10 protein-coding genes are annotated in these 11,362 nt (G+C 63.1%); 4 read left to right on the top strand and 6 right to left on the bottom strand.

What is annotated here, in order from left to right:
• The first annotated feature begins 4 nt into the window (after nt 1-4).
• Both FKV24_RS20185 and FKV24_RS19480 read left to right on the top strand, forming a co-directional pair.
• On the top strand, nt 5-109 hold the full coding sequence (locus FKV24_RS20185) for a proprotein convertase P-domain-containing protein (protein ID WP_211371772.1): 105 nt from the start codon (nt 5-7) through the stop codon (nt 107-109).
• A 148-nt stretch (nt 110-257) separates the two neighbouring features.
• Nucleotides 258-2,588, top strand: coding sequence for a proprotein convertase P-domain-containing protein (locus FKV24_RS19480; protein ID WP_211371771.1), 2,331 nt, complete (start codon nt 258-260; stop codon nt 2,586-2,588).
• A 380-nt stretch (nt 2,589-2,968) separates the two neighbouring features.
• Here FKV24_RS19480 and FKV24_RS03785 read toward each other — a convergent pair whose 3' ends face one another.
• Nucleotides 2,969-4,504 carry an LA2681 family HEPN domain-containing protein gene (locus tag FKV24_RS03785; protein ID WP_141481368.1) on the bottom strand — a complete coding sequence of 512 codons (1,536 nt, stop codon included), beginning with the start codon at nt 4,502-4,504 and terminating at the stop codon, nt 2,969-2,971.
• 195 nt (nt 4,505-4,699) lie between these two features.
• Between FKV24_RS03785 and FKV24_RS03780 the strand changes: the two genes are divergently transcribed.
• Both FKV24_RS03780 and FKV24_RS19730 read left to right on the top strand, forming a co-directional pair.
• A complete protein-coding gene (locus FKV24_RS03780) occupies nt 4,700-5,326 on the top strand; it encodes a hypothetical protein (RefSeq protein ID WP_141481366.1) in 627 nt (208 codons plus the stop codon).
• A gap of 345 nt (nt 5,327-5,671) precedes the next feature.
• Nucleotides 5,672-6,181 carry a Pycsar system effector family protein gene (locus FKV24_RS19730; protein ID WP_141481364.1) on the top strand — a complete coding sequence of 170 codons (510 nt, stop codon included), beginning with the start codon at nt 5,672-5,674 and terminating at the stop codon, nt 6,179-6,181.
• Between the two features lie 925 nt (nt 6,182-7,106).
• On the opposite strand, the gene FKV24_RS03765 is transcribed toward FKV24_RS19730, so the two are convergent.
• The 5 genes from FKV24_RS03765 to FKV24_RS03745 form a co-directional block, all read right to left on the bottom strand.
• Nucleotides 7,107-7,937 (bottom strand): hypothetical protein, encoded by an 831-nt coding sequence (locus tag FKV24_RS03765; RefSeq protein WP_141481360.1) that lies wholly within the window; start codon nt 7,935-7,937, stop codon nt 7,107-7,109.
• A 349-nt stretch (nt 7,938-8,286) separates the two neighbouring features.
• On the bottom strand, nt 8,287-8,715 hold the full coding sequence (locus FKV24_RS03760) for a hypothetical protein (RefSeq protein ID WP_141481359.1): 429 nt from the start codon (nt 8,713-8,715) through the stop codon (nt 8,287-8,289).
• A gap of 243 nt (nt 8,716-8,958) precedes the next feature.
• Nucleotides 8,959-9,123 carry a 50S ribosomal protein L33 gene (gene rpmG / locus FKV24_RS03755; RefSeq protein WP_111265111.1) on the bottom strand — a complete coding sequence of 55 codons (165 nt, stop codon included), beginning with the start codon at nt 9,121-9,123 and terminating at the stop codon, nt 8,959-8,961.
• A gap of 13 nt (nt 9,124-9,136) precedes the next feature.
• Nucleotides 9,137-9,373 (bottom strand): 50S ribosomal protein L28, encoded by a 237-nt coding sequence (rpmB, locus tag FKV24_RS03750; protein WP_111265110.1) that lies wholly within the window; start codon nt 9,371-9,373, stop codon nt 9,137-9,139.
• Nucleotides 9,374-9,659: 286 nt separating this feature from the next.
• A partial coding sequence (locus FKV24_RS03745) for a DUF885 domain-containing protein (RefSeq protein WP_141481357.1) occupies nt 9,660-11,362 on the bottom strand: 1,703 nt, incomplete at its 5' end.

Raw genomic sequence — 11,362 nt, 5'->3', positions numbered from 1 at the left:
CACGCTGAACCTGTCCAGCGAGGCCCTCAACGGCACCTGGAAGCTGCGGGTCAACGACAACGCGAATCAGGACACCGGCTATATCGACAGCTGGAGCGTCACCTTCTGAGATCACCTTCTGACATCGTGTTGCGCGCATCGGCAACCCATCCCACCGCGCCGCCCGGCGACCCCGGGCGGCGCGGCTTGTGACAGCACTCGCTAGCAGTACCCACTGGCAGCACCCATCCATGCGACACCCACCAAGGAGAGGCTCTATGAAAGGTGCATGCGGTCTTCTGACCTTGTTGTCCCTGTCCATCGGCACGGCCCTGGCCGCGCCCGCCGACGTGCGTCCGGCCGCCTTCGATCACGACATCGCCCGGCTCGACCGCGTCGAGCTGCGCAGCATGCCCGCGGTCGACGCGCAGCGCCTGCGCGCGCAGGACCCGCAACGCGAGGCGCGCGGTCTGCCGCCGCGCTTCGCCCAGCCGCTCGCGGTCGACCTGGACCCGCACAATGCCGGTGCCTGGGAAGCCCTCGACGACGACCACCTGGTCTGGCGGCTACGGGTCGAATCGCGCGAGGCGCTGTCGCTGAACTTCGGCTTCGACCGCTACCGCATGCCGGCCGGCGGCTACATGCTGATCTACCCCGAGGGCCTGACCGGCGAGGCCGATCCGCGCCTGGTGCGCCACTTCAGCGACGCCGACAACGAAGCGCACGGCCAGCTGTGGACGCCGATCGTGGCCGGCGACCGCGCGGTGATCGAGGTGGTGGTACCGCGCGCAAGCGTCGATGAACTCGAACTGCACCTGGTCCAGATCGGCCACGACTACCGCGGCTTCAGCCGCATGGCCCGCGAGTCGGCGCTGATCCAGCCGCTGGGCACCTCTGGCGCCTGCAACGTCGATGTCGAATGCCCCGACGCCGATCCCTACTACGACAACATCGTGCGCTCCTCGGCGGCGATCTCCACCGGCGGCAGCCTGTTCTGCAGCGGCAGCCTGCTCAACAACACCGCCGGCGACCGCCGGATGTTCTTCCTCACCGCCAACCACTGCGGCATCAACAGCGGCAACGCCGCCTCGCTGGTGACCTACTGGAACTACCAGAACTCGACCTGCCGCACGCCCGGCTCCAGTTCCAGCGGCCAGAACGGCGACGGAACCCTCGACCAGTACCTGACCGGTTCGGCGTTCCGCGCCGGCAGCAGCGCGTCGGACTTCACCCTGGTCGAGCTCGACGACCCGGCCCCGGCCGCGTTCAACCTGTACTGGAGCGGCTGGGACCGCCGCGACATGAACTTCCCCGGCGCGATCGGCATCCACCACCCCAACGTGGCCGAGAAGCGCATCAGCATCTCCACCAGCGCGACCCAGATCAGCGGCTACGGCGGCGGCGCCGGCAGCAGCCACCTGCACATCTTCTGGCAGCCCTCCGGCGGCGTGACCGAGCCCGGCTCGTCCGGCTCGCCGATCTACAGCCCCGACAAGCGCGTGATCGGCCAGCTGCACGGCGGCCCCGCCACCTGCAGCGCGACCGGCAGCAACCGCAGCGACTACTACGGGCGCCTGTTCACCTCCTGGACCGGCGGCGGCAGCAACAGCACCCGGCTGAGCAACTGGCTCGACGCCAGCGGTACCGGCGCGCAGTACATCGACGGCATCGGCCCCGACGGCGGTGGCGGCAACCTGCCGCCGAGCGCCGACTTCAGCTTCACCGCCAACGACCTGACGGTCAGCTTCAGCGACGGCTCCAGCGACAGCGACGGCTCGATCGCCTCGCGCAGCTGGAACTTCGGCGACGGCGGCAGCTCGACCGCGACCAACCCCAGCCACAGCTACGCCGCGGCCGGCAGCTACGACGTCACCCTGACCGTCACCGACGACGACGGCGCCAGCAACAGCCGCACCCGCACGGTCACGGTCGGCTCCGGCGGCGGCAACCAGCTGCAGAACGGCGTGCCGGTCACCGGCGTGTCCGGCGCCCAGGCCAGCGAGCAGTTCTGGACGATGGAGGTCCCGGCCGGCGCCAGCAACCTGCAGTTCGTCACCTCGGGCGGCTCCGGCGATGCCGACCTGTACGTGAAGTTCGGCAGCGCGCCGACCACCGGCAGCTACGACTGCAGGCCCTACACCGGCGGCAACAACGAGACCTGCAGCTTCGCCAGCCCGCAGGCCGGCACCTGGCACGTGATGGTGCGCGGCTACTCGGCGTTCTCCGGGCTCAGCCTGACCGGCAGCTACGGCACCGGCGGCGGCGGTACCCAGACCTACAGCAACACCAGCGACTACACCATCAACGACAACGCCACCGTCGAAAGCCCGATCGCCGTCTCCGGCCGCAGCGGCAATGCCCCCAGCAACGCCAGCGTCGACGTCGACATCCGCCACACCTACAAGGGCGACCTGCGGGTCGACGTGGTCGCCCCCGACGGCAGCGTCTACAACCTCCACAACCGCAGCGGCGGCAGCACCGACAACGTGATCGGCACCTACACCCTGGACCTGTCCAGCGAGCCGCTCAACGGCACCTGGAAACTGCGCGTCAACGACAACGCCAACCAGGACACCGGCTACATCAACAGCTGGAGTGTGACCTTCTGAGTCGTGCCCGCCCCCGTATCTCTCCACTGGCCCCAGTGGGCGAACCCCGGCTTCGGCCGGGGTTTTTTTGTGGGCTCGCCTCGAGCAGGTTGTGGAGAGGTTGTAGGTGCTCGACTGCGGGCATCCTACGAGGCATACCGCTACCCACGGACCGCCTCGAATGGTTACCCCGTTTATTTGGACGACCGCTAGCGGCGATCAATGACGGCTTTCGACCCAAAGCGGACACCGGGACACGGAGTAGTTGAGATGGGCCTATGTCCTACTCACTGTCCTGATGCACCAGTTCTCAAACTTCCGGGAATTCCGTGGAAAGGTGCCGGCCGAAGCTAGGGCTATCGTTCGGGGACCGACGCCATGCCCCGGTTTCAGCGGCTTCGTCAGCGCTTCCAGTTGTCGCGCCAGATGTCCAGGTGCATGGGCATGAACAGGCCGTCTCTGTTGCGTCCTCGTTCCTCGTGATGCATCGCCAGCGACAGGTAGATGAGCGCAGATCGTGCAAGTTGCAGCAAGCGCAACGCCCTTCTCTCGAAGTCGGTTCGCGAGATCGTGTAGGCCACCGGGTCGTAGGAGGGGCTATCTCGCGGGTGAGCCGGCAACGAGTACTCGTGGATCTTGAAGTACCTGTGCTCCAGGTGATTGCGAAGGTCCGCGATCTCGCGCGCATCCGGGTCGGTCGAATTTTTCATGCCTTCCTCGAACAGATCCTTGCTCAGCCAGTACAGTCCCCGTAGCGGCCAGTTCTTCGATCCGGCAATGCGTTCTCGCAGCACCTTGCCGTTTTGCTCGCGCCAAATGCTGCGGAAGTTCACCTTATGTTCTTGCTGCCCCAGTTGCAGGTAGTAGTTGAGAAAATAGGCGATCTTGTCGAAGATCGAATAGGACAGGCGGAAGGCCATCTTCAGCTTTTCGACTCCTAGGCCATACGACGGATAGTCGAGCGTGTTGAACAGCATGACGCCACGATCCGAGAAGTGCGCATCCTCCGCCCGCGTCCCCTCCCAAAGTAGCCACCTTGCCGAAGCAAACGCCTGTTTCAGTTCATTGAACATACCTATTACGACGGGAGGTTCACCCAACGACGTCGTGAAGCTCGGTAAGTTCAGTATGTCACGAGCTGCAATAGGCGCCTTGTCTACATCATTCAGTGGGTTGAGGAAGAGCGTGTTGGACAGGCACCATCGACGATACCCACGTTCGTCCTCGCTCCGCCCCAGACAGCCGCCGTCTGGGCGATAGGATTTGGCAATGGCGTCCAAGTCGAAGTGGCGCGCGATAGTCTCGGCAAAGGTGGAGAACTTCTCGCTGAGGTGGGGATCTCCCAAGTGCGGATGACTGGCAATCAATGCAACCGCCTCTATCAGCGCCCGATGGGCGTGATAAGCGAACACGCATCGATGGCCGCTGTCGTACAGCGCCTCCGCATAGAACATCAGCGCCCGTGCACGATTCGCTATTGCCATCCAGAAGTTCGAATCGATCTCGATTGCGGCGTCCCAGCATGCTCTCGCCTCGATGAATCGACCGAGCGTGTCGAGCTGGTTTCCGAGGTTGGTAAGTACCTGGCACTGACGCATCGGCGCCATTGCTGCGAACCCGGGGCCGTGCGCCGCCTGCCTGAGCAGGAGTAATTGCTGGCCAACCTCCGGCTGATCAAAATCCCAGGCGGTCGGGCTGTTGGCGTGCTGTTGCTGATACCTGCATGCCCAAGCGTTGGCCCGGAAGTAGTCAAGCAGTGCCAATTGCTCCGGCGTCAGATCCCGCTCCTGCAATTGATCGGCCAACGCAAGTGCGTGATCGACCAGCGTCAGATTTCCTTCGTCGGCCGCCTGATCCACGAGCAGGCCGATGATCTCGAACGCCTGCAAGTCGGACAATCCATCCAGATTCGGCCCATCGCCGTTCTCGCACTCCATCGATTCGCTCCGGCAGTCCTGGCTCGCATTCTCAAAGCGTCATCCTGCCATAGTCAGAGGTGTCTACTTGCCGCCAGCAGGTGATACCCGGCACGCTGCGCGCGGCGCCCAGCCACCGGTTCGCTTGACCCGAACGAACCGATCCCCCGAAGATCGACTGCATCTGCCCCTGGCGGGGTGCCGCCGCGCTACCCCATGAACACTTCCAATAACCGGCCACAGGTCGGCCTGCTCCATCTTGAGGTCATTGATCGTTCCAACTTCTCCGACTTTGAACGTGAGGTCGATGCCAAAGGTCTGGATTTCAGGATCGAGTCGAGGCCGGAGTCTGGACCGTATGCGGGGATCGAGTGGCTGATCCCGACTGCCATCGTCGTCTACATCGGAAAGGCGTACTTCGAATCATTTCTTAAGGAGGCTGGCAAGGATCATTACGCCGTCCTCAAGGCCGCCATCATCAGGCTTTCGTCGAAATTCTCCTCCAAGGATGAGCCGAAGGGGTACGTTGTCTTCTCCAAAGACAAAGCGAAATCCGGAACGCCCAAGTACTCGATCTTCTACTCGATCGTAGCCAACCTGGGCGATGGGTTCTGCATCAAGCTGCTACTGCAGAACGACTTCGATGCTTCGACATGCAACGCGGCGCAGGAGGCCTTCCTGCAGTTCCTGTCCGACTTGCACGATGGGCACTTCGATCCCACCAGAATCCAAGGGCTAGTGGACGCTAAGCCGCTGGGCAATATTCTGCTGCTTGCTTACGAGCCTGAAGGTCGACGCCTTCAAGTCATCGATCCTCTGGCCGGAAAGCGAGCAGACGCATAGGAGCCGTATCGCTATACCTCTTACCTGCAACTGCATCAGCCTCCACGCAAATGTGCTAAGCAAACGCCGCATGACGCCGCTGAATCAGAACACCGAAGGGAAGCCGTTACGGCCTTGGGCAGATCAAAGGATGAGTTGCAAAGACACGAGCTTTCCTAGCGATTACTGCAGAGGCACCCAAGGAACATGGGGGCTCGCGCCACAGATGGGCCGCTATTGGTCGGCGGGCGCCGCCCCACCCAAAGCGAACGCTATATAGGCCGACCGACGTCGACGCCTGAAGAGCTTGTCCTGGGTGGCGCACCGTGGTATTCACCGAGAACTACAAGTCTGAATGGGAAACGGATGAGTCAGGTTGAAGGTGCTCACAAGGGACAAGTGCAAGCGGCGCAAAGCCAACTCGGACTCGTGCTGGGGTTCTTCCCACGCGTAGATGCGCTGCTAGCGGTATTGCTAGGCCTAAACGTCGCCATGCTCGGTGTTGCCTTTGCGCGAGCCCCTGCGATCGGTGAGTTTACAGGCGCTCAGGCAGTGGCAACCTTCGTCTATCTAGGCTTGGCAGCTATGAGTTTTCTTCACCTCTATAAAGGGTCTTTCCCTGACACCGAAGGCGGCGTCGGTTCTTTGGTGTATTTCGGTGAAATCTCAAAGCTTGAACCAGCTGACTATGTCGAGAGATTTTGTCAGCAGTCCGAAGTCGACCTTAGCCGTGCACTTCTGCATCAGGCATGGCGAAATTCCTGCATCTTGATCAAAAAGTTCAATTCGTTGAAGGTGGCCTATCGCTGGCTGATCGCTTCGGCTGCTCCGTGGGGCATCGCAATTTTGACGTTCCAGTCAGGGAAGGGAACATAATGGCGTTGCTGGATGACTTGACGAACGAGACCAACGGAATCATCTCGCAAGCTTGGAGCATACGTGACGGCGTTGTAGTCCCCACTTCAGACTCGGTGATGCTTTCTGGTGGCGGCGTGAAGCTAGAAGCCGTAATGCTCTACGCTGATTTAGCTGAATCCACAAAGCTGGCAATGGATTTCGACAGTCGTGTAGCGGCGAAGGTCGTCAAAGCCTTTCTTAGCGGCTGCTGTCGGATAATCCGGGCTCACAACGGGCACATCCGAAGCTTCGATGGCGATCGAGTCATGGGGGTCTTTGTCGAAAAAGCAAAGAACACCAATGCGGCAACTTGTGGGTTAAAAATAAATTGGCTGGTTAAGGAGCTGCTTCGCCCTAGATTTCATTCGAAGTATCCAACGCTTGTTGATCGCGGCTTTGAGATCAATCATGGTGTAGGTATCGATAGGAGTGATGTGCTAGTTGTGCGGTCGGGAATTCGAGCGCACAACGATTTGGTATGGATAGGTCGGGCACCAAACATTGCAGCCAAGTTGGCAAATGTTCGGGACCGGCATCAAACGATCATCACCAAGGATGTCTTCGACATCATGCTTGACGGTGCAAAGTTTGGTGGTGCGCTGCGTCAGCCGATGTGGGAGGCGCGCACTTGGACTGAGGCGCCAGTTGCCGATCTAAGGAACGTATACAGTTCCGACTGGTGGTGGAGGCCGTAAGGTGAAGCCGGGGAGCGCGAGACACGCAGACCTCGCGCAATCAGTTAGCACCTCAGAAACAACTAATTGCATAAGCGGTCGGTTGTGGCAGCGGTCCTAAAGGGCCGCCGCGGGCGGCAGGGAATCCCTCGCGATCTTGCCGAAAAGCATACTGACCCGCTCAGTGCGATGAGCTGAACCGGCTGATCGGGCTGAATTTCAACAGTCGGCTAGAGGGACACCAGGTCCGCATAGTCTGTCATTGATCCGATAGACAGAAAGAGCGGCTCGAGGTTGGAAGTAGTTCGGCGGCGGGGTCTAAACCCGACACGAACTTCCTTTTGGTAGGCGTAGCCGAAGTGCTTCGCCATCTCCGGAACTTTGAACTTTGTGTAGTCGCGATAGGGATCGTAATACGTTACCTTTCCTTCCATTGGCACCCAATCAGGGAAGCGAACCAGGAAGGATGCGATCAAGCGCTGCTTGAAGCGCTCTGGGTTCTTGATGACTATTGCGGCGTCGGCCTCGAAATCCGTGGGCATGCGGTAGTGGATCCGCTCGCACATGCTGAAAAGATAATAGTCGTCGAATACCAGTGGAAGTACGACATCGTCGTCGCCAAATTCAATCCTATGCCCCCGCATTTCGAAGTAGGCTTGGCCCTCGATCCGTTCTTTATAGGTAGGAATGAAGAAAGTTCGACTCGTTTCGTCGTCCCGTACAGCGTCCAAATGGCTTGCGTTGTTATAAGACTTGGCATTGGATAGTCGAAGCCAGCCTGCTTGCAGCATGGGCTCGAGAAACTCGCGCTTTCCGTATTTGACCAGCATGGGTCCGGTAGGCGCCTTGTATCCTGAAAACATTGTGACGCCGATCGGTGTTCCATACTTAAAATACCGATGGATCGGCTCTCGGGCAGATTCTACGAGGCTTTCCGGTATGCCTGAACCCCGGGCATCGAACTCCTCCAGAATGTGAGTAAAGGTCTGCATGAACTCATCGGTTTCAGTGAGCGGAACGGGTTGCAGTTTGCCGGACTCACCGACTTCGGCGATATTCATGAATATGTGCTGGAATCTTTCGGCGATGCGCTCGTCAAGCGCGCCGATCAGGTAAGGTCTGGCCAGATAGGTGTGACGCCAAACCTCATGTCGCGCAAGCCACCGAGGCTGTTCCGACTTCCACTCGTAGAACCGTCGCCGTTATTCAACGGACTTAAGCCGCTCACGGATCTGATTGACGCTGACTTTCCCCATCAAGTCATTATGAGGCAGTCGGAATTTCATAAACACTCAACGTCCGCTTCTGGCCGGAAGCAGCCACTCGGGCAGCATCATTTGACCGGCACTGGCAGATAGCCAGTGAAAGCAGATGCACTGTCCAGTCGATCCCCGCCCCGCAGACCGCCCTTCAATACCCACACCTCCCATAAGGCGAGCCATCGACCAGCGCCTGATGCCGCGCCGATAGCGGCGGACCGCCCTGGTAGCCGCGGTCGTGCGGGTCGATCCGCAGGGCGCCGGGGACTTCGCCGTCGTTGAGCAGGATGATCACCGGGCGTTCGGCGCCGGTGTACGGGAACAGCGCGCGGGCGATGCCCTGGTAGCCGGGGCCGAAGTAGCTCCAGGCCACTTCGGGTCGGGCGATGCGTTCGCTGGTGCCGCCGATGCTGATCTCCAGGCCGCTCACGGCGACCGTGATCCGCGGTTCGCGGGCGCAGTCGCCCGCCGGCGCGTAGCGGCCGTAGCTGTCGGCGAAGCTGTTGGCGGGCAGCGGGTCCTCGGCCTGCGCGGCGGGGGCGGCCAGGGCGAGGCCGAGCAGGACGGCGAATCGGTACATGGCTGCCACCGCGGGCGGGAGGGGTTCCGATGGGAACGCCGCCGCGATCCCGGGGCGGCCAGGGCCAGGCGTGGCGACCGGAGCCCACGCCACGCGCGGCGGACGCGAATGCCACCCCGGATGCCGACCCCGAACTCCAGCCCCGGAAACGCAGACAGCCCGCCGAGGCGGGCTGTCGGTGTCCCGGCAAGGGCCGGGAGACGTGGGGCAAGGGCGGCCGCGGGAAGCGGCCGCGCCGCTACCTCACTTGATCTTGCCTTCCTTGTAGATCACGTGCTTGCGAACGACGGGATCGTACTTCTTGATCTCCATCTTGCCAGGCGTGTTCTTCTTGTTCTTGTCGGTGGTGTAGAAGTGGCCGGTGCCGGCCGAGGAGATCAGGCGAATCTTGTCGCGCTTGGAAGCCATGGTTCAGTTCTCCTCAGATCTTTTCGCCGCGGGCGCGCAGGTCGGCGAGAACGGCATCGATGCCCTTCTTGTCGATGGTGCGCAGGGCCTTGGTGGAAACACGCAGCTTCACCCAGCGGTTCTCGCTGGCGACCCAGAACTTGCGCTCGTGCAGGTTCGGGAGGAAACGGCGACGGGTCTTGTTCATCGCGTGCGAGACGTTGTTGCCGGTCGTCGTACGCTTGCCGGTGACTTGGCATACTCGGGACATTACGCACCTCGTAATCTGTGGTGTCTCCCTTGGCCAGGGAGGCGTCGGCCCCAGCGCCGCCGGACCATCCGGGGCGATGCGCGATACGGGAGGGTGGAGCCCCGCCGGGGCGGGTCGCTGCCGATGGCGGCCGGAATCGCGCTTCCGGGACCGCCCGGGCGGGTCGTCAGACCCGCTCGGACACAGCGAGCCGGGCATTATGCATGCCCGGCCCCGTCCACGCAAGACTTATCCACAAGCGCGCGGGCGGACGCCCGTTCAGCGGCGGCCGATCAGCCGGCACCCGTCAACCGCGCGCGTCGCCCTTGCCCTTCTCGGCCGCAATCCAGCGCCGCACCTCGGTCTCCAGCACCGGCAGCGGCAGCGAGCCCTGGCGCAGCACCGCGTCGTGGAAGGCCTTGATATCGAAGGCGTCGCCCAGCGCGCGCTCGGCCTCGCCGCGCAGGCGCACGATCGCGATCTCGCCCAGCTTGTAGCTCAGCGCCTGGCCCGGCCAGGAGATGTAGCGGTCGACCTCGGTGGTGACCTCGTGCTCGCTCAGCGCGGTGCGGTCGCGCAGGTAGGCCAGGGCCTGCTCGCGGCTCCAGCCCTTGGCGTGCACGCCGGTGTCGATCACCAGCCGGCAGGCGCGCCACATCTCGTAGGTCAGGCGGCCGAACTCCTCGTAGGGGGTCTGGTAGATGCCCATCTCCTGGCCCAGCTTCTCGGTGTACAGCGCCCAGCCCTCGCCGTAGGCGGAGATGTAGGACTCGCGGCGGAACGCCGGCTGGCCCTGCTGCTCGCCGGCCAGCGCGCCCTGCAGGGCGTGGCCCGGCGAGGCCTCGTGCAGGGTCAGCGCCGGCAGGTTGTACAGCGGGCGCGACGGCAGGTCGTAGGTGTTGACCCAGTAGGTGCCGTTGCCGCCGCGGCCGGCGGTCCAGAACGGCGCGATGTCGTCCGGCACCGGGATGATGGTGAAGCGCCCCCGCGGCAGGGTGCCGATGAACTTGCCGACCTCGCCGTCGACCCGCTTGGCGATCCAGGCGGCGCGGTCGAGCAGGGCCTGCGGGGTGTCGACGTAGAACTGCGGGTCGGTGCGCAGGAAGTGCAGGAACGCGGGAAAGGTCTCCTCGCCGGCCGGCGGCTGGAAGCCGCTGCGGGCGATCACCTCGTCCATCTCGGCCTGGATCCGCGCGACCTCGGCCAGGCCGATCTGGTGGATCTGCTCCGGCGACAGGTCGAGGGTGGTGTATTCGCGGATCTGCTGGCGGTACCAGGCCTCGCCGCCGGGCATCTGCGAGGCGCCCAGGCTGGTGCGGGCGCCGGGCACGTACTCGTCGCGGAAGAACGCCAGCAACTCGGCGAAGGCCGGGATCACGCGGTCGCGGATCGCCGTCTGCGCCTCGCGCTGCAGGCGCGCCTGCTCGGCCGGGGCGATCCGCGACGACATCGCGCGGAACGGCGCGTACAGGTTGGCCTCGGTCGGGTCGTCGAGTGCCGCGGTCGTCGCGATCGAGACCTCGCGCCCGTCCAGCACCGCGCGCGGCACACTGAAACCGCGCGCCAGACCAGCGCGCATGTTGACGATCTGCGCGTCGAAATAGCGCGGCACGTCGTCGAGACGGGCGATGTAGGCCTCGGCGGCCTCGACGTCGTCGAAGCGGGTACGCGCCATGAACCCCAGGTTCGACCAGAACGAGGAGTCGGAGTTGAACGGCATCTCGTAGCTGCGCATGCGCACCTCGGCGGCGAGGTTCTCCACCTGCGCGCGGTACACCGCGAGATTGATCCGGTTCTCGTCCGACAGCGCGGCCGCGTCGATGCCGTCGAGTTCGCCCAGCACCCGCTCCCAGACCTTCAGCCGGGCCTGCTGGCTGGCGGCGTCGACCGACGGCAGGCGGCGGTTGCCGGCCGCGCCGTCGCTGTCCTCGTCGGCATCGCCGTACTCGCGCTGGCGCCAGCTCCATTCCTGTTCGTAGATCGCCTTGAAGCGGGCGTCGGCGTCGCCGC

Origin of the sequence: Marilutibacter maris (assembly GCF_006546735.2) — a bacterium.
Lineage (GTDB): Bacteria > Pseudomonadota > Gammaproteobacteria > Xanthomonadales > Xanthomonadaceae > Marilutibacter > Marilutibacter maris.
The sequence above is the reverse complement of the archived record's forward strand: the minus strand, read 5'-3'. Positions and strand labels throughout refer to the sequence as shown.